The 24473-nt window shown below is 70.0% G+C and carries 20 protein-coding genes; 7 read left to right on the plus strand and 13 right to left on the minus strand.

Features of this window, described 5'->3' with window-relative positions:
• Positions 1-35 precede the first annotated feature (35 nt).
• Positions 36-1448, minus strand: coding sequence for a class II fumarate hydratase (locus tag ACIGXX_RS41015; RefSeq protein ID WP_366462948.1), 1413 nt, complete (start codon positions 1446-1448; stop codon positions 36-38).
• Between the two features lie 122 nt (positions 1449-1570).
• On the opposite strand from ACIGXX_RS41015, the gene ACIGXX_RS41020 reads away from it, so the two are divergent.
• The gene (locus ACIGXX_RS41020) at positions 1571-3112 is read left to right on the plus strand and encodes a ricin-type beta-trefoil lectin domain protein (RefSeq protein ID WP_361464520.1); all 1542 of its coding nucleotides are present in this window, start codon (positions 1571-1573) and stop codon (positions 3110-3112) included.
• 70 nt (positions 3113-3182) lie between these two features.
• Here the strand turns inward: ACIGXX_RS41020 and ACIGXX_RS41025 are convergent, their stop codons facing one another.
• On the minus strand, positions 3183-4850 hold the full coding sequence (locus tag ACIGXX_RS41025) for a fumarate hydratase (RefSeq protein ID WP_351173120.1): 1668 nt from the start codon (positions 4848-4850) through the stop codon (positions 3183-3185).
• Between the two features lie 178 nt (positions 4851-5028).
• On the opposite strand from ACIGXX_RS41025, the gene ACIGXX_RS41030 reads away from it, so the two are divergent.
• Both ACIGXX_RS41030 and ACIGXX_RS41035 read left to right on the plus strand, forming a co-directional pair.
• Positions 5029-5709, plus strand: a complete 681-nt coding sequence (locus ACIGXX_RS41030) for a DUF1707 domain-containing protein (RefSeq protein ID WP_383820558.1) — start codon at positions 5029-5031, stop codon at positions 5707-5709.
• A 137-nt stretch (positions 5710-5846) separates the two neighbouring features.
• A complete protein-coding gene (locus tag ACIGXX_RS41035; RefSeq protein WP_351173126.1) occupies positions 5847-6224 on the plus strand; it encodes a WhiB family transcriptional regulator in 378 nt (125 codons plus the stop codon).
• A gap of 105 nt (positions 6225-6329) precedes the next feature.
• On the opposite strand, the gene glpX is transcribed toward ACIGXX_RS41035, so the two are convergent.
• Positions 6330-7361: a class II fructose-bisphosphatase gene (gene glpX / locus ACIGXX_RS41040; protein ID WP_351173129.1), complete on the minus strand. Its 1032-nt coding sequence runs from the start codon at positions 7359-7361 to the stop codon at positions 6330-6332.
• A gap of 162 nt (positions 7362-7523) precedes the next feature.
• On the opposite strand from glpX, the gene ACIGXX_RS41045 reads away from it, so the two are divergent.
• Positions 7524-8042, plus strand: a complete 519-nt coding sequence (locus tag ACIGXX_RS41045; protein ID WP_366462946.1) for a DUF4245 domain-containing protein — start codon at positions 7524-7526, stop codon at positions 8040-8042.
• 141 nt (positions 8043-8183) lie between these two features.
• Here the strand turns inward: ACIGXX_RS41045 and ACIGXX_RS41050 are convergent, their stop codons facing one another.
• From ACIGXX_RS41050 to ACIGXX_RS41065, 4 genes are all read right to left on the minus strand, one after another.
• Positions 8184-8774, minus strand: coding sequence for a malonic semialdehyde reductase (locus tag ACIGXX_RS41050; RefSeq protein ID WP_361464514.1), 591 nt, complete (start codon positions 8772-8774; stop codon positions 8184-8186).
• Between the two features lie 186 nt (positions 8775-8960).
• Complete coding sequence (locus tag ACIGXX_RS41055) at positions 8961-9218, minus strand: exodeoxyribonuclease VII small subunit (protein ID WP_361464512.1); 258 nt, start codon at positions 9216-9218, stop codon at positions 8961-8963.
• 10 nt (positions 9219-9228) lie between these two features.
• Entirely contained in the window at positions 9229-10437 is a 1209-nt protein-coding gene (gene xseA / locus ACIGXX_RS41060; RefSeq protein ID WP_351173141.1) for an exodeoxyribonuclease VII large subunit, read from the minus strand.
• A gap of 494 nt (positions 10438-10931) precedes the next feature.
• On the minus strand, positions 10932-12323 hold the full coding sequence (locus ACIGXX_RS41065; protein WP_351173144.1) for an APC family permease: 1392 nt from the start codon (positions 12321-12323) through the stop codon (positions 10932-10934).
• A gap of 76 nt (positions 12324-12399) precedes the next feature.
• On the opposite strand from ACIGXX_RS41065, the gene ACIGXX_RS41070 reads away from it, so the two are divergent.
• Together ACIGXX_RS41070 and ppgK are read left to right on the plus strand one after the other, a co-directional pair.
• Positions 12400-13392 (plus strand): 4-hydroxy-3-methylbut-2-enyl diphosphate reductase, encoded by a 993-nt coding sequence (locus ACIGXX_RS41070; protein WP_351173147.1) that lies wholly within the window; start codon positions 12400-12402, stop codon positions 13390-13392.
• A 35-nt stretch (positions 13393-13427) separates the two neighbouring features.
• Complete coding sequence (gene ppgK / locus ACIGXX_RS41075) at positions 13428-14171, plus strand: polyphosphate--glucose phosphotransferase (protein ID WP_399983774.1); 744 nt, start codon at positions 13428-13430, stop codon at positions 14169-14171.
• A 24-nt stretch (positions 14172-14195) separates the two neighbouring features.
• On the opposite strand, the gene ACIGXX_RS41080 is transcribed toward ppgK, so the two are convergent.
• Positions 14196-14825: a DUF6542 domain-containing protein gene (locus ACIGXX_RS41080; RefSeq protein ID WP_361464508.1), complete on the minus strand. Its 630-nt coding sequence runs from the start codon at positions 14823-14825 to the stop codon at positions 14196-14198.
• A gap of 196 nt (positions 14826-15021) precedes the next feature.
• On the opposite strand from ACIGXX_RS41080, the gene ychF reads away from it, so the two are divergent.
• Positions 15022-16110 carry a redox-regulated ATPase YchF gene (gene ychF / locus ACIGXX_RS41085; RefSeq protein WP_361464507.1) on the plus strand — a complete coding sequence of 363 codons (1089 nt, stop codon included), beginning with the start codon at positions 15022-15024 and terminating at the stop codon, positions 16108-16110.
• Between the two features lie 60 nt (positions 16111-16170).
• Here the strand turns inward: ychF and ACIGXX_RS41090 are convergent, their stop codons facing one another.
• The 5 genes from ACIGXX_RS41090 to ACIGXX_RS41110 are packed head-to-tail and all read right to left on the minus strand — an operon-like array spanning position 16171 to position 24421.
• Positions 16171-17607: a DUF6177 family protein gene (locus ACIGXX_RS41090; protein ID WP_399983779.1), complete on the minus strand. Its 1437-nt coding sequence runs from the start codon at positions 17605-17607 to the stop codon at positions 16171-16173.
• Positions 17604-21611 (minus strand): type VII secretion protein EccCa, encoded by a 4008-nt coding sequence (eccCa, locus tag ACIGXX_RS41095; RefSeq protein WP_399983782.1) that lies wholly within the window; start codon positions 21609-21611, stop codon positions 17604-17606. Before eccCa ends, ACIGXX_RS41090 begins: the two co-directional genes overlap by 4 nt.
• Positions 21608-22717: a type VII secretion protein gene (locus tag ACIGXX_RS41100; protein WP_399983785.1), complete on the minus strand. Its 1110-nt coding sequence runs from the start codon at positions 22715-22717 to the stop codon at positions 21608-21610. The genes eccCa and ACIGXX_RS41100 overlap by 4 nt, the downstream gene beginning before the upstream one ends.
• Before the next feature lie 9 nt (positions 22718-22726).
• Positions 22727-24091, minus strand: coding sequence for a type VII secretion integral membrane protein EccD (eccD, locus tag ACIGXX_RS41105; RefSeq protein ID WP_399983788.1), 1365 nt, complete (start codon positions 24089-24091; stop codon positions 22727-22729).
• A gap of 48 nt (positions 24092-24139) precedes the next feature.
• A complete protein-coding gene (locus tag ACIGXX_RS41110) occupies positions 24140-24421 on the minus strand; it encodes a hypothetical protein (protein ID WP_399983791.1) in 282 nt (93 codons plus the stop codon).
• Between the last annotated feature and the right edge of the window lie 52 nt (positions 24422-24473).

Consider the following 24473-nt stretch of genomic DNA (forward strand, 5'->3'; position numbering starts at 1 on the left):
CTTCGGAACGTGCCCGGGCGTCAAGGTGAACAGCCCTACGGGTGCGTCATCCGCAGGACGTCCAGCGCCTCGTCCAACTGCGTCAAGGAGAGCTCGCCCCGCTCGACGTATCCGCCTTCGAGCACGACCTCACGGATGGTCTTCCGTTCGGCCAGCGACTTCTTGGCGACCTTCGCCGCCTCCTCGTACCCGATGTACTTGTTCAGCGGAGTGACGACGGAGGGCGACGACTCGGCGTACTCACGGGCCCGTTCGGCGTTCGCGGTGATTCCGTCCACCGTCCGGTCGGCGAGCAGCCGCGACACATTGGCGAGGAGCCGCACGGACTCCAGGACGTTCTTCCCGATGACCGGCAGCATCACGTTCAGCTCGAAGTTCCCCGCGGCCCCCGCGGCGGCAACTGTCGCGTCATTGCCGGTGACTTGTGCGGCGACCATCAGGACCGCCTCCGGAATGACCGGGTTCACCTTTCCCGGCATGATCGACGAACCGGGCTGGAGGTCGGGCAGGTTGATCTCGGCGAGACCGGTCCGCGGGCCGGACGCCATCCAGCGCAGATCGTTGGCGATCTTCGTGAGGCCGACGCCGATCGTCCGCAGCTGGCCGCTGGTCTCGACGATCCCGTCCCGCGCGCCCTGGGCCTCGAAGTGGTTGCGGGCCTCGGTCAGCGGAAGCCCCGTGGACCGCGCCACCTCGTCGATGACGGCCGCCGAGAAGCCGGGCGGGGTGTTGATGCCGGTGCCCACCGCCGTGCCGCCCAGCGGCAGTTCGGCCAGGCGCGGCAGAGAGGCCGTGAGGCGCTCCACGCCGTGGCGCACCTGCGCCGCGTACCCGCCGAACTCCTGGCCCAGGGTCACCGGCGTCGCGTCCATCAGGTGCGTGCGGCCGGACTTCACCACGTCGGCGAACTCCGCCGACTTCCGCTCCAGGGCGGTCGCCAGGTGTTCGAGCGCCGGGATCAGGTCCTGCGTCACGGCGCCCGTGGCCGCGATGTGGATCGAGGACGGGAAGACGTCGTTCGAGGACTGGGAGGCGTTCACGTGGTCGTTCGGGTGGACGTCCTTGCCCAGGCGCTCCGTCGCGAGCGTCGCGATCACTTCGTTCGTGTTCATGTTGGACGACGTGCCGGAGCCGGTCTGGAAGACGTCCACGGGGAAGTGCTCGTCCCAGCGGCCCTCGGCCACCTCGCCCGCGGCGTCCGCGATCGCCTCCGCGATGTCCTTGTCGAGCACCCCGAGGTCCGCGTTCACCTTCGCCGCGGCCGCCTTGATCCGGGCAAGCGCGGCGATGTGCGCGCGCTCCAGGCGCTGTCCGGAGACGGGGAAGTTCTCCACCGCCCGCTGCGTCTGCGCCCGCCACTTGGCGTGCGCGGGGACTCGCACCTCGCCCATGGAGTCGTGTTCGATCCGGTACTCACCGCTGTCGCTCGCGCTGGCGTCGCTGGTCATGCCTCGAACCTACCTCTCCGTCAAACCTCGCTGAAAAGTTGAGCACTTGTCTTGTTCTAGGTATTCCCAAGGCTCTTACTCACCAGTAAAAACCGTGGGTAACACCAAACCGGGGAGGCGCAATGAAGCGCATCAGACGCGACCGCCAGAGCAGGCTGCGATGTACGTTCGCGGCGGCCGTGGCGATGGCCGCGGTGCTCGGCACGGCAGCCGCCGTGCCGGCCCAGGCCGCCGAGGGCGGGAACAGGGCGGCGTCGTCCACGCCCCTGCCGCCCGAGCTCGAGAAGATCCGGGCGGCCGAGGCCACCAAGCTCTACGGCGACCCGGCCGAGCGCCCGCTCGCCGACCGCAGGACCGGGCTCATCTCGCTCGGCGACAGCGAGATCTCGGGGGAGGGCGTCGGAACGTACGAACCCGGCACGGACGGCCCCGACAACTGGTGCCACCGCTCCCCGGACGCCGCGATCCACCGCACCGGCATCCCCGCCGACGTGACGTACAACGTCGCCTGCTCGGGGGCGCAGACCGTCAACATCAAGATCGGCGGGCAGAAGCAGTACCCCGACGAGCTGGTGCAGAGCGACAATCTCGCCGTCAAGGCGCGCAACACCAAGATCAAGGCCGTCATGCTCGTCATCGGGGCCAACGACGACCTCGAGTTCGCGCCGGTGATGACCGACTGCGTCACGCGCTTCCTGCTCAGCCAGGGCGCCTGCGCGGGCAAGTACACGGCGGGCTGGCAGGCGCGGGTCGACGCGCTGGTGCCCAAGGTCGAGCAGTCCATCCGCGACCTGAAGACCGTCATGAAGGACGCCGGTTACGCGGGCGGCGACTACAAGCTGGTCGTCATGGGCTACCCGAGCCCGATCGGCCCGGACTTCCGGGACAACCCCCAGTTCCCGGGCAAACTGGTCTGCGGCGGTCTCGGCTACGACTCCGACACCGAGTGGGGCCGCAACTACGCCGTCCCCACCTTCGAGACCGGCATGCGCAAGGCGGTCAGGGCCGCGGGCGCGACCTACCTCGACAACTCACGCCTCTTCCACGGCCATGAGGTCTGCATGGAGGACACCTGGGCGCGCGGTCTCTACGTGGACCTCTCCAACCCGTTCCCGCCGGACTCCAACTCGGTCCGCCAGTCCTTCCACCCCAACGCCCGCGGCCACGCGGCCTTCGCCTCCTGCCTGACGCAGCTCTACGACTCCGGCTGGAGCGAGGGCGGCTGCGCGGACCCGGCGAGCACCGGCAGCCCGAAGCTCTACCAGGGCGCCTGGGGCGACGCGTACAAGCCGCTCAAGAACGAGGGCACGGGTACGTGCGTGGACGTGGACGCATCGAAGAGCCGCAACGGCACCAAGGTCCAGGGCTGGGACTGCACCGGCAACCGCAACCAGACCTGGTGGTACGACGGTGGCCCCGACGGCCGGCGGTCCGTGCACACCGGCCTGACCCAGGACCGCTGCCTGGACGTCCCGGGCGCCGCGAAGGAAGGCACCGCCGTCACGCTGTGGAACTGCCACGGCGGCGCCAACCAGAAGTTCGCCCGCGAGGCCGGGACCCTGCGCCCGAGCGCCGACACCGGGCTCTGCCTGACCCTGGCGGGCGCCAAGGAGCCGCTGCGGCTCCAGAAGTGCACGGGGGCGGCGAACCAGCGGTTCGCCTGACCTGACCCCCGGGACACAGAAGGGCCCTCTCCGCATCCCGCGCGGAGAGGGCCCTCCTTCCTGTGCGTCGTTACGCCAGGCCGGGTCCGCGGACCGGGATGGACGTGAACGTCGGCTCCGGAGCCGGGTTCTGGAAGAAGTCGTTGCCCTTGTCGTCGACCACGACGAAGGCCGGGAAGTCCTCGACCTCGATCTTCCACACCGCTTCCATGCCGAGCTCCTCGTACTCGACGACCTCGACCTTCTTGATGCAGTCCTGGGCCAGCCGCGCGGCGGGGCCGCCGATCGAGCCCAGGTAGAAGCCGCCGTGCGCGTCGCAGGCGTCGGTGACCTGCTTGGAGCGGTTGCCCTTGGCGAGCATGACCTTGGAGCCGCCAGCCGCCTGGAACTGCTCCACGTAGGAGTCCATGCGGCCGGCCGTCGTCGGGCCGAAGGAGCCGGAGGCGTAGCCCTCGGGGGTCTTGGCGGGACCGGCGTAGTAGACCGGGTGGTCCTTCAGGTACTGCGGCATCTCCTCGCCCGCGTCGAGCCGCTCCTTGATCTTGGCGTGCGCGATGTCGCGGGCCACGACGAGGGGGCCGGTCAGCGAGAGGCGGGTCTTCACCGGGTGCTTGGTGAGCTCGGCGAGGATCTCGTCCATGGGCTGGTTCAGGTCGATCTTGACGACGTCCGCGGAGTCGTCGAGGTGCTCGTCCGTGGTGTCCGGCAGGAACCGCGCCGGGTCCGTCTCCAGCTGCTCCAGGAAGACGCCATCGGCGGTGATCTTCGCGGTGGCCTGGCGGTCGGCCGAGCAGGAGACGGCGATCGCGACGGGCAGCGAGGCGCCGTGGCGCGGCAGGCGCACCACACGGACGTCGTGGCAGAAGTACTTGCCGCCGAACTGCGCGCCGATGCCGATCTTCTGCGTCAGCTCGAAGACCTTCTCCTCCAGCTCCTTGTCCCGGAAGCCGTGGCCGGTCGGCGAACCTGAGGCGGGCAGCTCGTCCAGGTAGTGCGCGGAGGCGTACTTCGCGGTCTTCAGGGCGAACTCGGCGCTGGTGCCGCCGACGACGATCGCCAGGTGGTACGGCGGGCAGGCGGCCGTACCCAGCGAGCGGATCTTCTCCTCCAGGAACTTCATCATGGAGGCCTCGTTCAGGACGGCCTTCGTCTCCTGGTAGAGGAACGACTTGTTGGCCGAGCCGCCGCCCTTGGCCATGAAGAGGAACTTGTAGGCGCCGCCGTCGGTCGCGTACAGCTCGATCTGGGCCGGGAGGTTGGAGCCGGTGTTCTTCTCCTCCCACATGTTCAGCGGGGCCATCTGCGAGTAGCGCAGGTTCAGCTTCGTGTACGCGTCGTAGATGCCGTGCGAGAGCGCCTTCTCGTCCTCACCTTCGGTGAGGACGTTCTGACCGCGCTTGCCCATCACGATGGCCGTGCCGGTGTCCTGGCACATGGGGAGCACGCCCGCCGCCGCGATGTTCGCGTTCTTCAGCAGGTCGAGCGCCACGAACTTGTCGTTGCCCGACGCCTCCGGGTCGTCGACGATGCGCCGCAGCTGGGCCAGGTGCGCGGGCCGCAGGTAGTGCTGGATGTCGTGGATCGCCTCGGCGGCGAGCGTGCGCAGCGCCTCGGGATCGACCTTGAGGAACGTCCGCCCGTCGGCCTCGAAAGTGGAGACGCCCTCGGAGGTCACCAGCCGGTACGGCGTGGTGTCCTCTCCCAGGGGGAGCAGATCGGAGTACTCGAACTCTGGCATTACGGCCATTCCTCACTCGGCAGACAGCGGCGCGGCCTCCATTGGCGACGCGCCAACCAGCGTAGAGCGCGCGCGATGGGCCGAGCCTGTGAGGTAAGGCTCAGTAAGGCGGCTTCAGGCCCAGTAAGGCGGTTTCAGGGGTAGTCGCGATCTATCGCGTCTGGGTACGCTGAGTGGTGTGGACCTAGAGAAGCGCCCTCAGCAGACCCACCCGGAACCGCAGCCCGCAGCGCTGCGCGCGTCGGACGCCGACCGGGATCGCACGGCGGACATCCTCCGCGAGGCCCTCGCCGAGGGCAGGCTGACCGCCGAGGAGCACGGCGAGCGGATCGACGGGGTCTATCGCGCCAAGACCATGGGTGAACTGGAGCCGCTGGTCAGCGACTTGCCCGCGGCGGGCGGCGCGGCGTATCCGGCGGGGGCGCCCGAGCCCGCGCCCTCCCGCCCATCGGACGGCGTGGTGCCCCCGGTCGCCGACGAGAACCTGGTCGCGGTCTTCAGCAGCTCCGTCCGCAAGGGCCGCTGGCGCGTGGGCCGCCGCACGCACGCGTACGCGATCTTCGGCAACGTGGAGATCGACCTCAGCGAGGCGATCTTCGAGCAGCGGCAGGTCGTCATCAAGGCGGTCGCCATCTTCGGGAACGTGGAGATCCGCGTCCCGGAGAACGTCTCGCTGCGCGGCAGCGGCGCCGGCGTCCTCGGCAACTTCGAGGTGGACACGCTCGATTCGGTCGAGCAGGACGCCCCGGTCGTCTTCGTCGACGGGTACGCGGTCCTGGGCAACATCGAGGCGAAGCCCAAGCGGGGCAAGCTCGTCCGGGACCTGCACAAGCAGCTGCGCAAGCACCTCGGCCACTGATCGGCCACGGGGGCGCGGATCCGGCCACTGGCGGCGCGAACTTCCGTACATCGGAACTCAGTGCATAGGAGCATGCACAGCGGGTAGAGCTTGCTGCATCGTCTCTCGCTCGCGAAGCCGTCGTCAGGAGTAGACCCGTGCTGCAGCCGTCGCATCAGTCCCTGCAGGTCGCCGCTGTTCCGGCCCAGCGGGTGCCAGTGCGCGATCATCAAGACGCCCCATGGCACACCGAGGCGGTGTGCCGACGAGACGAGGCCGGGCTGTTCTTCGCCCCGTCCAAGGAGCCGACCGCCTCACGCCTGTCCCGGGAGGAGGCCGCCAAGCGCGTCTGCGGCCGCTGTCCCGTGATGGTCGAGTGCAGGGAACACGCCCTGCTCCAGCCCGAGCCGTACGGCGTCTGGGGCGGCCTCACGGCCGCGGAGCGCCGCGTGGTGCTCGCCAGGCGGCGCCGGCGCGAGGTGGAGCTCAAGAAGGCCGTGCACACGACCGCGGGCCCGATCGCCGCCGCCGGCTAGACCGGACGGCTCTTCCGTACGCCGAAGGGGGCGTCCCCCGCACGGGGCGCCCCCTCCGGTGTGCGCAACTCGCGCCCCGTAAAGCCTACTTGGCTCTGCCTGACGCTACTTGGCGCGGTCGAAGTCGATGGCGCTGTACGCGCGCAGCTTCGCGAGCCGGTGGTCCGAGTCGATCTTGCGGATCGTGCCCGACTTGGAGCGCATCACCAGGGACGAGGTCGAGGCCGTCTCCGCGGCGTACCGCACGCCCTGGAGCAGCTCGCCGTCCGTGATGCCGGTCGCGACGAAGAAGACGTTGTCCCCGCGGACCAGGTCGGTCGTCGACAGGGTGCGGTCCAGGTCGTGGCCCGCGTCCAGCGCGCGCTGGCGCTCCGCGTCGTCCTTCGGCCACAGCTTGCCCTGGATCACGCCGCCCAGGCACTTGATCGCGCAGGCCGAGATGATGCCTTCCGGGGTGCCGCCGATGCCCATGAGCATGTCGACGCCGGTGCCCTCGCGCACGGCCATGATCGAACCGGCGACGTCGCCGTCCGAGATGAACTTGATGCGCGCGCCGGTCTCGCGGATCTCCTTGACGATGCCCTGGTGGCGGGGGCGGTCGAGGATCATGACCGTGACGTCCTCGGGCGAACGGCCCTTGGCCTTGGCCACGCGGCGGATGTTCACGGAGGCGGGGGCGTTGATGTCGACGTAGTCCGCGGCCTCCGGGCCCGTGACCAGCTTGTCCATGTAGAAGACCGCGGACGGGTCGAACATGGCGCCGCGGTCGGCGGCGGCCAGCACGGCGATGGCGTTCGGCATCCCCTTCGCGCAGAGGGTCGTGCCGTCGATCGGGTCGACGGCGATGTCGACCTCGGCGCCGGTGCTGTCACCGATGCGCTCGCCGTTGAAGAGCATCGGGGCCTCGTCCTTCTCGCCCTCACCGATGACGACGACGCCGTTCATCGAGACGGTGGAGACGAGGGTCCGCATGGCCCTGACGGCGGCGCCGTCGGCGCCGATCTTGTCGCCGCGGCCGACCCAGCGGCCCGCGGCCATGGCGGCGGCCTCGGTGACCCGGACGAGCTCCAGGGCGAGGTTGCGGTCGGGAGCCTCGGGAGAGACTTCGAGCTCGGAGGGGAGATGATGCTCGGTCATCGGAGCGCACCTTTCTGCTGATACGACGACGGCCGGATGAGGGTGTGGCACGACTCTATCCGTAGGTCGACAAAATGAGCAGAGGGCCCCACGCATGAGCGGATCGGGCGCTTTGGGTGCACCGGGGGAAGAGCCTCGTCCGGGGCCTGAGAACATGGGCACGTGGCAGGCAGACAAGGCAAGCAGACCGTACGGAACATGCTGTGGTCGATGGCGGTGATCGCCCTCGTCGCCGGCTCGATCTACATCTTCATCCCGCACGACGACTCCAAGAGCCCCGTCAAGCGCGTCGACTACCGGGTGGAGCTGCTGACCGCGCGGCGGGCGGCGGCGTATCCGGTGGTGGCCCCCGAGGGCCTGGCCAAGACGTGGAAGCCGACGTCGGTGCGGTTCGACGCCTCCAAGGGCGACAGCTGGCACCTGGGCTACCTCGACCCGTCGGGTGAGTACGTCGCGGTGAAGCAGTCCACGGCGAAGCCGGTGAAGTTCATCGAGGAGGCCACGCAGCGGGCCGTGCGCACGAAGGCGACCGAGAAGATCGGCGGCCAGACGTGGCACCGCTACGAGGGGCAGACGTACGACGCCCTGGTGCGCGAGGACAAGGGCGCGACGACGGTGGTCGCGGGGACGGCGTCGTTCGGGCAGCTGACGGAGATGGCGCAGGCGCTGAAGGCGTCCTGACGCTCCTGGTGACGAAACGAGTCACCTGGTGACGAACGAGTGAGGGCCCCGGCGCTGCCGCCGGGGCCCTCACTCGTGCTTGTACTGCTTGGCTCGTGCCGCTTGGCTCGTGCCGCTTGGCTCAGGCTGTGTGGCTCAGCCTCAGACGGTCTCGATGACCTGGTCGAACTCAAGGCGCGGGGAGCGCGGGAACCAGGCGTTCTCGGCCGGCTTGCCGATGTTGACGACCATCAGCGGGGTGTGGTCGCCGTCCAGGAACTCCTTCTGGACGGCGGCGGCGTCGAAGCCGGTCATCGGGCCCGCGGCCAGGCCGGCGGCGCGCACGCCGATGATGAAGTAGGCGGCCTGCAGCGCGGCGTTGAGGTGCGCGGCACCTTCGCGGACCGGGCGCTCCGAGAAGAACACGTCCTTGGCCTGCGGGAAGTGCGGGAACAGCGCCGGCAGCTCCTGGTGGAACTCGTTGTCCGCGGAGAGGATCGCGACGAGCGGGGCGGACGAGGTCTTCGGCTGGTTGCCCTCGGCCATGTGCTGGACCAGGCGCTCGCGGGCCTCGGGGGAGCGGACCAGCGTGATGCGCAGCGACGACAGGTTGAAGGCGGTCGGGCCGAACTTGACCAGGTCGTAGATCGCCTGCACCTGCTCGTCGGTGACCGGCTCATCGGTGAAGGAGTTCGCGGTGCGGGCCTCGCGGAAGAGCAGGTCCTGTGCGGCGGGGTCAAGGACGAGAGACATGGATCAACCTTCTCGGTGCGTGCGTGGTGCGTACATGGTTCAGCTTGCGAGTCCGACCGTACGGCGTTGCGGTTTAAGTTTCAACCAAATCGGCCGCTTGGTGATCCGCTTCACAACGCACCAGGTCAGGGGCGCCTTCACCCGATCAGGGGTGGGCCCAGGCCGCGGGCCCCGTCTCGCCCCGCCTCAGGCGTCGTCGCCCGCCGCCGCATCGCCGTCCCCGTCGGGCCCCGCCAGGGCCGCGTCCAGGCGGGCGCGGGCGCCGTCCAGCCAGCGGCGGCACACCTTGGCCAGCTCCTCGCCGCGCTCCCACAGGGCGAGCGACTCCTCGAGTGTGGTGCCGCCCGTCTCCAGGCGGCGTACGACCTCGATGAGCTCGTCCCGTGCCTGCTCGTAGCCGAGTGCGTCCGCCGGGCCCGTGGCCTCGTCCGTCTTGCTGGTCATGTGCCCCACCCTAAATGTCGGTTCGTACAGTGAACTCGCCCTCGGCGACCCGGGCCCGCAGCTGCTCGCCCGCGGTGACCTCGTCGGGGGCCCGCACCACGGCGCCGTCCTCCTTCTGCAGCACCGCGTACCCCCGCTGGAGCGTCGCGGCGGGGGAGAGGCCCACCACGCGCGCGTGGGTGTGCGTGAGCTCCGACTCGGCGCGGTCCAGGAGGTGCCCGAGCGTGCGGCGGCTGCGGTCGACGAGTGCCGAGACCTGCTCCTCGCGCTCCTCGATCATGCGGTGCGGATTCTCCATGGAGGGACGGCCCAGGGCGTGCGCGAGGCCGCGGTCCTCTCGGTCGAGGAAGGCGTCCATGCAGCGCCGGGCCCGGTCGCGCAGCCAGCGCACGCGCTCGTACTCCTCGCCGACGTCCGGCACGACCTTCTTGGCGGCGTCGGTGGGGGTGGAGGCGCGCAGGTCCGCCACGTAGTCGAGGAGGGGGTTGTCCGGCTCGTGCCCGATCGCGGAGACCACCGGCGTACGGCAGGAGGCGACGGCGCGCACGAGCTGCTCGTCCGAGAACGGCAGCAGGTCCTCCACGCTGCCGCCGCCGCGCGCCACGATGATCACGTCCACGGCGTCGAGCGCGTCGAGCTCCTTCACGGCCTGTACGACCTGCGGCACGGCGTGCACGCCCTGGACGGGGACGTTGCGCACCTCGAAGCGGACGGCGGGCCAGCGGTGCCGGGCGTTCTCCAGGACGTCCCGCTCGGCGGCGGACGCGCGGCCGGTGACGAGCCCGATGAGCTGCGGCAGGAAGGGCAGCGCCTTCTTCCGGTCGGCCGCGAAGAGCCCCTCCCCGGCGAGGCTCTTCTTCAACTGTTCGATGCGCGCGAGCAGTTCTCCCACGCCGACGGGCCTTATCTCGACGGCCCGCAGGGACAGCTGGCCCCGCGGCGCGTACCACTCGGGCTTGGCGTGGACGACGACTCGGGCGCCCTCGGAGACGACGTCCGCGACGGCGTCGAACACCTGGCGGTAGCAGGTGACGCTGACGGAGATGTCGTGCGAGGGGTCGCGCAGCGTCATGAAGACCACGCCGGCACCGGGCCTGCGGGACAGCTGGGTGATCTGCCCCTCGACCCACACGGCACCGAGCCGGTCGATCCACCCACCGATGAGCCGCGACACCTCGCCGACGGGCAGCGGGGCATCAGCGGACGTGTTCAAAGCCATACCCCGAGCGTATCGGCAGGGTCCGACAGGACGGGGTTTCCCGTTTCGGGGCGGTGGGGTCGCCCACCGCATCACGGCCGAGTTTCCGTTTCGGGGTGTGGGTGTTGTCCTTCCCGCCTCGGCCGGGTTTCCGTTTCGGGGTGTGGGTGTTGTCCTTCCCGCCTCGGCCGGGTTTCCGTTTCGGGGTGTGGGTGTTGTCCTTCCCGCCTCGATCGGGTTTCCGTTTCGGGGTGTGGGTGTTGTCCTTCCCGCCTCGGCCGGGTTTCCGTTTCGGGGCGCGGGTGTCGCCCATCCCGCCTCGGCCGCGCTCCCGCTTCAGGGCGCGGGAGCCGCCCACCCCGCTCTGCTCCCGCGCTCCGGGCTTGCTGCCCGCGCCTGCGCTCCCTGCTCCCGCACCCCTCCGCCCCCGCCCGCCCCCACCCCGCTCCTACGTTCAGGATCGGACGCGGAGTTTCGGGTGGGCGGGCGGGAGACATCCGCCGCGAAGCGGCGGCCTAGGAGGCCCCCCGACGAGCCCGCTGGGCAAAGAGCACAACAAGCCCCACGGCCAACCAGACCGCACCCACCACCTGCGCGGACCCCGCGGCCTCGACAATCACGGCAACAGTGATCGCAGCCCCCAGCACGGGCACCACCAGATGCCGCCACCAACTGACCGCACCCTCTCGCCGCTGAACCACGAACCACCCCACCACGCTCGCGTGGAGCAGAACGAACGCCGTCAGGGCCCCGACATTCACCACCGAAACCAGGTGATCCATCCCGTCGTCCCGCCGAGCCGCCCACACCGCCGCCACCATCGTCACGACGGCCGCACACAGCAGCGCCAGCCGAGGCGTACCGGAGTCGGTCTTCGACAGGGCCCCCGGCAGCCGCCGGTCACGCCCCATGGCGAAAAGGAGCCGCCCCGCAGCGGCCTGCCCCGCCAGCGCGGCGAACGCCGCACCGATCGCCTTGCTGACGGCCACCAGGTCATGGAGCCAGTCCCCGACCGCCGAGTCGACCGCATCGTAGAAGGCGGACCCCTGCTTGGCCGGCTCGGCGGCCAGCTGCGCCGACGACACCGGTTCAAGAAGCGCGACCAGATACGTCTGGGCGATGAACAGCACACCGGCCAGCGCCAGACAGAAGAGCACCGCCCGCGCCACCTTCGCCGAGCCCCCCGTCACCTCCTCCGCGAACGAGGCGATCGCGTCGAAGCCCAGATACGAGAGCACCGCCACCGACACCGCCCCCACGACGGCACCCAGCGCGAACGCCCCCTGCGTACCGTCCCCGCTCAGCGGCGACAGCCAGTCCCGCTGCGCACCGTCCTGCACCAGGACGACGATCGCCGACACCATGAAGACGAGGAGGACCACGATCTCCATGGCGAGCACCAGGAACCCGACCCGCGCCGCCGTCCGTACGCCCCACAGGTTCAGCGCGGTCGTCACCAGGACCGCGATCGCCGTCCACACCCATCGGGAGACGGAGGGCACCAGGGCCTCCATCGCGATCCCGGAGAAGAGGTAGGCGACGGCGGGGATGAGGAGGTAGTCGAGCATCGCCATCCACCCGGCGATGAACCCGGGGCCGTTGCCGAGCCCCACGCGCGCGTAGGCGAAGACCGAGCCCGCCTGGGGGACCACCTTCACCATCTGGGCGTAGCTGAAGGCGGTGAACGCCATCGCGACGGTGGCGATGATGTAGACGAGGGCCACGGCGCCGTGCGACTTCGCGTCCAGCGTCCCGAAGACGCCGACCGGTGCCATCGGGGCGATGAAGAGCAACCCGTAGACGACAAGATCACGGAAGCCGAGACTTCGCCGCAGCCCGTCGCCCTCGGCAGCGGTGCCGGTGTGGGCACCGGACGTCGTGTCTGAGTTGCCGGAGTAACCGGACATCGAGCCTCCGTAAGTGAACGCAGGCCTCCAGTCTCCCCAAGAAGCCGATCTTTGACGCGCTGGGCTCGGCCTTACGATGGGGGGCATGACTGCTTCGACTCCTGCCCGCCGAGTCCTGCTCGCCGCCCCCCGCGGCTACTGCGCGGGTGTGGACCGTGCCGTGATCGCCGTCGAGAAGGCCCTTGAGCAGTACGGGGCCCCGATCTATGTCCGCCACGAGATCGTCCACAACAAGTACGTGGTGCAGACCCTGGAGAAGAAGGGCGCCATCTTCGTCGACCAGACGGCAGAGGTCCCCGAGGGCTCCATCGTCATGTTCTCCGCGCACGGAGTGGCCCCGACGGTCCACGCCGAGGCCGCCGAGCGGAAACTGGCGACGATCGACGCGACGTGCCCCCTGGTCACCAAGGTCCACAAGGAAGCCGTCCGGTTCGCCAAGGACGACTTCGACATCCTCCTGATCGGCCACGAGGGCCACGAGGAGGTCATCGGCACGTCCGGTGAGGCGCCCGACCACATCACGCTCGTCGACGGCCCCGATGACGTCGCGAACGTCGAGGTCCGCGACCCGGACAAGGTCGTCTGGCTCTCCCAGACCACGCTCTCGGTCGACGAGACCATGGAGACGGTCGACGCCCTCAAGACCAAGTTCCCGGGCCTGATCTCCCCGCCCAGCGACGACATCTGCTACGCGACGCAGAACCGCCAGATCGCGGTGAAGAAGCTGGCGGAGGACGCCGAGCTCGTCATCGTCGTCGGCTCCAAGAACTCCTCGAACTCGATCCGCATGGTCGAGGTCGCCCTGGACGCGGGCGCCCCCGCGTCGCACCTGGTCGACGGCGCAGATGAGATCGACGAGGCCTGGCTGGAGGGCGTGAGCACGGTCGGCCTCACCTCGGGCGCCTCCGTGCCGGACATCCTGGTGGACGGCGTCATCGAGTGGCTCGCCGAGCGGGGCTACGCAGACGTGGAGACGGTGAAGACGGCCGACGAGTCGATCACCTTCTCGCTGCCCAAGGAGCTCCGCCGCGACCTGCGCGCCGAGGCCGCGGAGCTGTCGAAGAAGTAACGCGGAGGCCAGGTGCTGGCCGTATCGTCGGTCTCATGCAGATCTTCGGTGTGGACATCGGCGGATCAGGGATCAAGGGCGCACCCGTTGACCTGGACCGCGGAGACCTGGCACAAGAACGGCACAAGGTACTGACCCCGCAGCCGGCCACGCCCGACGGCGTGGTCGACAAGGTAAGCGAGGTCGTCGAGCACTTCGGCTGGACGGGCCCCGTCGGCGCCACGTTCCCCGGCGTGATCACCGGCGGCACGGCGCGCACGGCGGCCAACGTGGACAAGAGCTGGATCGGCACGGACATCCAGAAGCTGGTCTCGGACCGGCTCGGCGGCGTCCCCGTCACCGTCCTGAACGACGCGGACGCGGCCGGCGTCGCCGAGATGCACTTCGGGGCGGGCCGCGGCCGCAAGGGCACGGTCATCCTGCTCACCCTCGGCACCGGCATCGGCAGCGCCCTGTTCACCGGCGGCCGCCTCGTCCCGAACACCGAGCTCGGCCACCTGGAGCTGCACGGGCACGACGCGGAGAAGCGTGCGTCGTCCAAGGCCAAGGAGGACGAGGACCTCACCTGGGAGCACTGGGCGCACCGCGTCCAGAAGTATCTGGCGCACGTGGAGATGCTGTTCTCGCCCGAGCTCGTCATCATCGGCGGCGGAGTGAGCCGCAAGTCGCACAAGTTCCTGCCGCTGATCAAGGGCATCAAGGCGGAGCTGGTCCCCGCGGAGCTCCAGAACAACGCGGGGATCGTGGGCGCGGCGATGGCGGCGGCGGAGAAGGACTAGCACCCCGGGGCCGCCTGACCGCTCCTAGGCGGTGGGCATCCGCCGCTTGGGCCCGCGAGGCCCGGCGGCGGAGGAGGGCGGGGCGACAGCCCGCGCCCGCCGCCGCTGCCCCATGAGCTTGATCCTGCGCACGGTCACGATCAGCCCGGCGGCCAGCGTCCCGGCGTACAGCCAGCCCGCGTGCAGCGCGAGCGAAGTGATCAGCCCCATGAAGTGCCCGCCGAAGCCGCCGGTGCCCCCGGAGATGGGCACGAGCCCGACGGCGAAGGCGATGGGCGCGGCCACCGGCGCGGTCACCAGGTCGGCGGGCCGCACCCAGAACGCGGTCAGCACGCTCACGGGCAGGAAGAGCACGCCGTACGCGACGACCGAGCTGCCGAAGAGCAGCCACAGCAGACAGGCGAGCAGGAACATCGCCGCGGTGCAGAAGAGCCCGCTGCCGAGCCCCGTGAGCCGCGGGTTCGGCATCGCGCGCAGTCTGCGGTAGATCGGCAGTGCCCGCAGGTTGCGTACGAAGGGCGGGACGGGGCGGCGGGGACGGGACGGGGCGCGGTAGACCGTCGCCGAATCGGCGGGCCTGCCCTGCGGGGGCAGGGGCGCGGTGCGTCGCGGCCGGGCCTGGGGCTGAGGGGGACGCGTCCTGTGTTGCTCCACCGGACCAACCTAGGTCGCGCCGTACCGATAATCCTGCCTGGGACACGCCCTTTGGCCGACCTTGGCCAAGCGTTCGACAGGAGAGCGGTACGCCGACGAGGGCGGGGCCCGCACGCCGTAGACTGGGGGATCGCCCTACGGTCGCTCCGGCCCCCCGGGCCGTCCACCCACAGACTCACGTACGGGAAGTCGCAACGTGTCGCTCACGATCGGAATCGTCGGTCTGCCCAATGTCGGCAAGTCGACCCTGTTCAACGCCCTGACCAAGAACGACGTCCTTGCGGCCAACTACCCGTTCGCGACGATCGAGCCGAATGTCGGCGTGGTCGGCGTCCCGGACCCCCGCCTCACGAAGTTGGCGGAAATCTTCAGCTCCCAGAAGATCCTCCCGGCGACGGTCGACTTCGTCGACATCGCGGGCATCGTGCGCGGCGCGAGCGAGGGCGAGGGCCTGGGCAACAAATTCCTCGCGAACATCCGCGAGTCGGACGCGATCTGCCAGGTCATCCGCGCCTTCAAGGACGAGAACGTCGTGCACGTGGACGGCAAGGTCTCGCCCAAGGACGACATCGAGACGATCAACACCGAGCTGATCCTCGCGGACCTCCAGACCATCGAGAAGGTCCTCCCGCGCCTCCAGAAGGAATCGCGGATCAAGAAGGACATCGCTCCGAAGGTGAAGGCGGTGGAGGAGGCCCAGGCGATCCTCGAGAAGGGCGACACGCTCTTCTCGGCGGGCATCGTCCAGGGCTCGGGCAGGGAAGAACTCCTCCACGACCTCCACCTCCTCACGACGAAGCCCTTCCTCTACGTCTTCAACGTGGACGAGGACGAGCTGACGGACGACGCGTTCAAGGCCGAGCAGAGCGCCCTGGTCGCCCCCGCGGAGGCGATCTTCCTCAACGCCAAGCTGGAGTCGGAGCTCGTGGAGCTGGAGGAGGACGAGGCCCTCGAACTCCTCCAGTCGGTGGGCCAGGAAGAGCCCGGCCTGGCCACCCTGGCCCACGTCGGCTTCCGCACCCTCGGCCTCCAGACCTACCTCACGGCAGGCCCCAAGGAATCCCGCGCCTGGACGATCCCGGCGGGCGCGACGGCCCCCGAGGCGGCCGGCGTGATCCACACGGACTTCCAGAAGGGCTTCATCAAGGCCGAGGTCATCTCCTTCGAGGACCTGGTCGAGACGGGCTCGGTCGCCGAGGCCCGCGCGAAGGGCAAGGCGCGCATGGAGGGCAAGGAGTACGTGATGCAGGACGGGGACGTGGTGGAGTTCCGCTTCAACGTCTAGCGCTTGCGCAGCTGAGATGAGGCCACGTCCGAAGGACGTGGCCTCATCTCTGTGTCGCGGCTATGCGGGCCTGAGGTGCTCGGCGAGCTGCTGGAGGATCGTCCAGGAGTTCGGGTCGGTGCCGTCGCCCAGGACGTAGTGGAGTGCGGGCCGTGCTGCGGGGCCGAGGCGGTCGGCGCGGAGGCCCCGGGGCGGGTGTTGGGCGTGGGGGAGGCCGATGTCGTTCACGGCGTCTGCGCCCAGGGTGAAGGAGAGAGGTATGGGCAGGGCTTCGAATCGGGGTGGGACGGTGAGGTCTCGGCGGGCGGTACGGAGCGACGTGAGCATGGAGGCTAGGCCGTGGTCCGTGGCGAGGATCTTGGCCAGCGGGGCGATGGCGTCCAGGGGCGGGGCTTCGGCGGGGGCGTAGCCGAGGGTGAGCGTGATGTGTTCCTCGATGCCTGCCGAGGTGTGGGTGATGTGAGTGGTGGCGATGGCCGGGTGGTCCGGGGAGCCGATGGCGGTCAGCCAGGTGGGGGTGTTCTTCTGGGCACGGGTGCGGGCCAGTTCGGTCAGCTGGCGTCGGGACCAGGGCAGGGCGATGGGTTCGGCGGTGGACCAGCCGGCCGGTGGGGTGCCGGTGAGAGCCTGCCAGGCCGCTTCCAAGGCGCCGCCGAGCAGGAGGTCTTCGTCGGCGGCGTGGGTGGTGTGGAGGGAGAGGAGCAGTTGGCGCTCGCCCGGAGCGTTGGAGACCGACTCGGGCTCCGGATCGGGCTTGAAAACTTCCGCGATCCGCGGGTTTCCGTCCGTGGATTTCACCGGCGTGAAGTGGTTCTCGTGCCAGTGGAGTTGCACCCCGGACAGGCCGTCGTAGTAGCCGCAGTCGGGGTCCTGGACGACCCAGCGGTTGGGCTGGCCTTGCACTGCGTTGCGGGTGGGGAGGGTGAGGCTGGTGTGGGGCGGGGTGACGATCTGCAGGGCGCGGTCACTGTCGGCCGCGGTGCGCAGGGCGTCGGCGAGCCAGTTGGTCATGGCGACGACGGGGCGGTCCTGGATGACGACAGCGGCCTTGTCCGTGAGGACGTCCACGGCGGGCGCTGTCGCTGAGGGCGCCGCTGCGGCGGTGGCGGTCTCGGGGGTGAGCGGGACGACATCGGTGTGGGCTACGTCCGGCGGCCAGACTGTGCCGCCCAGGACGGCTGCTAGGCGTCCGGCGAAGGATCCGGCGAGCCGTTCGCCCTCCTCGACGGCGGTGGAGGCGCGTGCTTCGGTCCACCAGAACGGCCCGTCGGGGGAAGCGACTTCGGCCCCGAGCAGGCGTTGCGCCTCGCCGGGGACCTGGATGAGCAGAGGTGCTTCGACGGAGACCAGCGGGCGGCCGTTCGGTGCGCAGAGCTGGACGACCGCACCCTCGGCCAGGGAGTCGATGCCCAGGTCGGGACCGCCGGCGAAGAGTCCGGCGAGCAGGGTGTTGATGTCGGGCATCTTGGGGGTGAGGGCGATGACGTCCTTGGTCACGGGTGTTTCTTCTCCGCGGTGTCGTCGGCCTCGGTGGCCAGGGCGGTCTGGATGAGCTGGTGGTGGCGGCCTCGGCGGACGAGAGTGCCGCGGCCGGGGGGCTGGGCGGAGGCGTAGAGGCCGGGGAAGAGCTGGCCTTCGGTGCGGTCGCCGGCCATGAGGAGGGCGGTGGTGCCGGTTTCGCGCAGGGTGGTGAGGAAGGGCTCGTACAGGGCGCGCGACGCCCCGGCGACGCGGCGGGTGACGATGAAGTGCAGGCCGATGTCCTGGGCGGAGGAGATGTAGGGCAGGAAGGGCGCCAGGGGCTGTTGGCCGGCGGTGGTGAGGATGTCGTAGTCGTCGACGAGTATGACGATCCGGGGACCGGTGAAGGCCGGCCCGTCGGTGATCGCGTCCGGGTCGGCGGTCCCCGGCATGCGCTTTTCCAGTTCGCCCGCTATACCGGTGGCCAGGGCGCCGGCGAGCTTGGCGTTGTGGGCGTAGCCGCCACGGTAGGGCTCGGGGACGACACCGCGCAGGCCGCGCCGCGGGTCGAAGACCCCGAAGACCAGGTCCTCGTCACTGTGGCGGTCGATGAGCTGCTGGGTGATCAGCTTGAGCAGGTTGGTCTTCCCGCATTCGTTGTCGCCGAGGATCAGCAGGTGCTGATCCTGCCCGACCAGGTCAAGGAGCGCCGGGGCGAGGGCGTCCTGGTCGACGCCGAGCGGGATGCGCGAGGGTTCGGCGGCCGGCGAGGGCAGCTTGGCGGCGGGCAGGACTGCGGGCAACACCCGCACAGGGGCAGCGAGTTCGCCGTGCCAGCTGGCGCGCAACGTACGTCCGGCGCGCTCCAGGGCGGGGCCCAGGTCGCCGGTGAACGGTTGGCCGTCGATGCGGGGCAGGGCGGTGTGGGCGAAGAGCTTGGCGTCGGTCAGGATCCGGCCGGGGGCGTCGGCGCTCAGCGTCTCGGAGAGCTTGCGGTCGACGCTGGAGTCAGAGGGGTCGTTCAGGCGCAGCTCGACGCGCGTGCCGAACATGGACTGGGTGGCGATGCGCACGTCGTTCCAGCGCAACATGCCCGCCACGATGTGGATGCCGTAACCGCTGCCACGCTTGAGGAGGTCGGCGACGGTGTCGTCGAGCTCGGCGAACTCGTCGCGCAGGGCACCGAATCCGTCGATGAGCAGCACGATGTCGGTGGAGCCGAGTTCGGTCAGCTTGCCGCTTGCGCGCAGGTGGCGCAGCTGGTCGACGGAGTCGATCCCGTACTCGCGGAACAGCTCCTCACGCAGAGCCAGTTGGGCACGGACCTCGGCGACGGTACGGGCGGCGCGTTCGTGGTCGGCGCGTCCCGCGATGCCGCCCACGTGCGGCAGTCCGGCCAGCGCCGTCAGGCCGCCGCCGACCAGGTCGAGGCCGTAGACGGCGGCCTGGTGCGGGGTGTGGGTCAGGGCCAGGGAGAGTGCGAGGGTACGTAGCAGGGTGGTCTTGCCGGACTGCGGGCCACCGATGACGGCAGCGTGCCCGCCGGCCACGGTCAGGTCCAGGATCCAGGGCTTTTGCCACTGCTTGGCCGGGTCGTCCAGGACGCCCAGAGGTAGCTGCATGGGGCCTGCGCTGGTGGCCAGGTGCAGGCCGCGCTCCGAGGCCTGGACGGGTCCGGCGGCGGCGTCGAGCGAGATCGCGTCGGGCAGCGGCGGCAGCCAGATGCGGCGGACCGGAGGGGCGGCGGTGCACAGCTGGTCGACCATGGCGGACAGGACGGTCGGGCCGGTCTCCCGCTCCCGCATCGCGGGTTCTTCGGGCGCGCCGGTGGTGGGGTTCTGGCTGGTGTTGAAGGTGGGGTAGGGCCAGGCGAGGGGTTCGGCGTCGGTCTGCTCGCGCAGGGCGGGGCCGCGGTGGGCGCCGGAGACGTAGCCCGCCTTGAAGCGTTCGTAGGTGGAGGTGTCGACTTTGAGGTAGCCGAAGCCGGGCAGCGGGGGCAGCTGGAAGGCGTCCACGGTGTCCAGGACGGTGCGTGACTCGTCGGCGGAGAAGGTGCGCAGGCCGAGGCGGTAGGAGAGGTAGGTCTCCAGGCCCTTGAGCTTGCCGGATTCGATGCGCTGGCTGGACAGCAGCAGGTGTACGCCGATCGAGCGGCCGATGCGGCCGATGGAGAGGAACAGGTCGATGAAGTCGGGCTTGGCGTTGAGGAGTTCGCCGAATTCGTCGATGACAACGAACAGGTGCGGCAGTGCCTCCAGCTCGAGCTCGGGCTGCTTGGCGCGCAGGGCGGCGTAGTGGCCGATGTCGGCGACGTTGCCTGCGTCCTTGAGGACCTGCTGGCGGCGTTTGACCTCGCCGGCCAGGCTGGTGTGGACGCGTTCGACGAGTCCGGCCTGGTTCTCCAGGTTGGTGATCACGCCTGCGACGTGCGGGAGCTGGGTGAAGGGGGCGAAGGTGGCGCCGCCCTTGTAGTCGACCAGGACCAGCGCGAGGTCTTCGGGGGAGTGGGTGGCGGCCAGGGCCAGGACCAGGGTGCGCAGGAGTTCGCTCTTGCCGGAGCCGGTGGCGCCGACGCACAGGCCGTGCGGGCCCATGCCCAGTTCGGAGGACTCCTTGAGGTCGAGCAGGACGGGTTCGTGGCGGTCGTTGAGGCCGATGGGTACGCGCAGGAAGTCGCGTTCGCCGCGTGGCGCCCACAGCTTGTCGAGGTCGAGGGCGGCCGGGTCGTCGATGCTCAGGAGGGTGGGGAAGTCGACGGGGCCGGAGATGGGGGTGCCCTCAGCGGCGGACTCGGCGGACAGGCGCAGCGGGGCGAGCATGCGGGCCAGTCCTTCGGCACCCCCCAGACTCATCTCATCCGGAGTGCCCTGTCCGGGCAGTGCGTCGGGGGCACGCAGGTCTTCGACACGGACGTGGTCGCCGTCGACGACGATCCGCACGCTGACCTGGTCGGGTTCGTGGACCTGCTGCTCAAGCAGGTGCAGCACGGTCACGCCCATGCCCGTCAGATCGACGGCGGTGTCAGGGCGGGGTAGTTCGATGGCCGTGCTGCCGTGGCAGTCGCTGACGACCAGGAGTCGGTCGTTCATGCGCAGCGCGTTGCGGTCGGAGAGGCCGCGACGTACTTCGGCGGCGTAGGAGGAGCGGCGGCGCAGGTCCGGGGCGCACTGCCGGGCGAGCTGCTCGATGCTGGGCGCGATGCGCAGGGCGGCGGCCGGGCCGTCGTGCTGCTGGGCATCGAGGACGTGGGGCAGCCACTTCGCCCACTCCCACTCGGCCAGACGTTCGCCGGGCACGCCAAGGGCGATGGCGACATCGTCGGGGGCGTGCGTCACGGCGGTCTGGATCAGCAGGGCGCGGGCGATACTTAGTACGTTGTCCCGCTCGCCGATGATGCTGACGTTGCCCGCCCTGTCCAGCGGCGCGGTCAGCGGGAAGTCGCTCGTGGTGGTGAACCGGTGCTGCAGGGCTCGTGCTTCGTTGAGCATGAACGGGTCAGGCGGGGTCAGCACCCCGCTGCCCTGGTTCTGGCCGATGGCAAGCCCCTGCACGGGCACATCGCCGGTGCCCAGCCGCACCCGCAGGAAGTCCGCGTCCAGACGACGCCGCTCCCACAGCCGGGCCGGATCGCGCACCAGGTCGTACAACGCCTCCGGGGGCGGATTGAGAACCCGCGCCTGCCGCCGCAGCTCCCGCTCGACCGCTCCGAGTTCGTCGCGCTGCTCCTCCACGTACTCCAGATACCGCTCGCGCTGCGTACGCCGGGTGCGCTGCGCCTTGCCGCGCTGGGACAGGAACAGGGCCACCGCGCCGAGCAGGGCGAAGACGAGGACGATCGCGCCGATGGCGGCGAACTGGCTGTTGCGGATGACGGTCATCATGACGACCGAGCCCATGACGCCAGCCATCGGAAGCAGCGCGGTCGCGGCGTTGCCCATCTTGCCCTCGGGCAGGTTCGGGGGCGGCTCGATGGTGCGTTCAGGAGCAGCGCCGAGAGGCCGGGTGGAGCGGGCCGGGCGGTGTATGAGGTGTTGGGTCATCGCACCCGCACCGCCCGCCCCATCGCCTCGGCGGCCAGCTGGACGGCGGCCTCGCGGGAGCTCTGGCCGAGCATGCCGGTGTGGATGGGGCCTCCTTGGGCCAGATGACGGTCGTAGGGGAGCGGCACCACGGCCGCTCCCGTCTCGCGCAGGTGCGCGGCGGCCGTCTTCAAGTCGAGCGTTGTATCAGGGGAGTTCGCGGACAGGGCTACGACGGTTGTGGCAAGCGCCGAGTGCGGCAGCTGGGCCAGCCAGTCCAGGACCAGGCGGGTGCCGTTGACGCCTTCGGCGGTCATCGGGGCGACCACGACGCGGGCGTGGGCGGTGTCCATCGCGGTCCGCGCCACTTCGCCGGGCAGCGTCTCGCAGTCGACCACCGACACGGCGAAGTAGCGGCGCAGCGCGAGGGTGACGGTGCGGTAGGTGGGCACGTCGAGCGGGGCTCCGACACGTCCCTGGCTTGCGGGCAGCAACCAGCCGCCGTCCGTGACCGGCACCAGGTAACCGGTGACATCGGTGAGCTGCATGGCTGGGCTGAGGATCTGGGCCAGATCCGCGCACGCCCAGCGCACGGACTCCGCTCCGAGCCGCACCGGCAGGGTGCCGAGCGCGGCATCGGCCTCCAGGGCGAGCACCGGATCGTGCCGGTAGTGATTGAACGTGCGTGCCAGCAGGGCGGAGACGGTGGACTTGCCTACGCCGCCGCGGATGGAGGTCACGGCGATGACCCGCCCGGTGGTGACCGGCTGCTGCACCTCGCGAGCGAGACGTGTCTGCTCGGCCACCTCCTGCCCGGCCGAGGCAGTGAGCTTACGTAGTGAGCGCCCGGTGCGCCGCGCGGCGGAGTCTCCGTGCTGCGGGCCGCCCAGGGCGCGGGCCAGGCGCGGATCGACGGTGGGGACGGACTCCGGGGTGGGCAGGGGAAGGCGAGGATCGCGCGGCGCGGGTTGGGTGGATGCCGACGGACGGGGTGCTGGGGTCGCGGTCCGCGGCTGCTCCGGAGCGGACTCCGAGGCCGCCAGATGCAGCACAGCAGTCGACTCCGCGGAAGCGGCCCCCAACTCCCGTAGCACGTCACGCTGCCAATCATTTCCCTGCTGAGCCATGCCGCGCCCCTACGCGAAGGTGTCGAGCAGTCGCCCGTACACGCCGAAAACCCCGATGACCAGAGGCAACAGGGAAATGACGCCCACTGACTCCAACACGTCGCCGACGCGGCGGAGCCGCACCCGCACATGCTCGGGGGGTTGCACCGCAAGGACCACCAGAGGAATCAGGGCGAGCGCGACCAGCAGAGCCATCGGCCCCCCGGCGGCCGACCGCTCCGTCCACACCATGACCAACCCCACAACGACGACGGCCGAGGCTGCGAACAACCCCACCACCTCCGCGACGAGTGGATAGGCACGAGCCCGCAGCGCAAGGACCACGGCGGTGACCGCAGCCACCGGGACTGTCCACACCGAGGGGGCACGCAACACCATTACTCCGGCCGCTGCGGCAGATACGGCCAACACGATGGTGGCCAGGGCCAGTCCACGATGCGTGGCACTGAGCGCCGTACCCACCTGATAGCGGCTCACTGACGCCCCGCTCGTACGCCGGTCATCGAGCCCCGACAACCCCGATGCCATCAAGGCAAGCCGAGGCAGCACACCAAGCACCACGACGGACACGACAGCGAGCAACGCCCCCATACGGGCCTGCTCGACCTCGGTCCGAGCACCGTCCTGCAGAGCGAAGGCCGCTTCCCACAGGACCAGACACCCCAGGGCGGCTGCGGCCCCGATCAAAGCCCCGCGGCCCAGCGGCGAAAACAACCCCAGAAGCAACAACACAAGTACGGCGTCGAGGGCGAGGCCCGCCAGAAGCACCGGGTTCCCCCAGGCGTACGCATCACCCAACGTCCGCACACCGAGCGAGCCCAAAGCTCCCGCAGACACGATCAACGTGGCGGCAAGTCCGGCCTGCTTCCGCCACCCCAACAGAGCCCCGGAACAGCTCAGCACGACGGCGACAGCCACCAAAGCCTGCCCCGCAGCGGCCAACTCGAACTCACCGGCGGCCAACACCCCGGCCACCACCACCCAGAACACAGTGGCCAGCCCCGCCACCACCCGCCGAGCAGCGGGCCGCCACCGCCAGGCCCGCACATCCAGATCATCGGCAGCTTCATCGGTGACGTCATGAACGACGGGCGCGGACGGCGCATCCTCGACGCGCACCAGCCGCAGCACGGCACCGTCCGGTATCCCGGCAGACTCCAGGGTGCTGTCGTGCGCCAGCGCCGAACCGTCCGCGGTGACGAGGTGCCGCAGCATGGGCCGGGCGGCAGCTCTGTCATCGAGCAGCCGCAGCACCTCGGGAAGCAGCAGCCCGACCGGCTCCTGCGAAGGAAGAACGAGGTCCACCCGCCGCTGCTCTCCCACCAGAGTGACCCGGCTCAAGGCCGTGCGACTTGTCCCGCTCGTGCGGCTCAACGGCCCCGCAGATATCACGCGTTCGAACCTATCATCGAGAGGAAGGGGTTACGGATGGGAAGGTGATGAGGAAGAAGCCGGGGAATTGGGAGAATCGGGCACCGACGACTCGTAGGGACTTTTCCCAATGATTCGGTGTGAGACGAACGACCATCCCACGCATCCGGCACACAAGATCGCCGCGACCACCAATCCGGCGACCACTTTCCCCAACCGCTCATCAACGGTCCTCCGCTGCCGCTGTGCTCCGAACAGGAGGGCATCGCGCAGCCGTCGGCGCCTAACCGACACCGACTCCAAGAGCTGGCTGTCGTAATCCTGAGCTGCCATCAGATGGGCTCACAGGCCTCTGTAAGCGGACAGGGAGATGACATGGTTCCTT

This window comes from Streptomyces sp. NPDC055243, from assembly GCF_044544025.1.
In the GTDB taxonomy this organism is placed as follows: domain Bacteria; phylum Actinomycetota; class Actinomycetes; order Streptomycetales; family Streptomycetaceae; genus Streptomyces.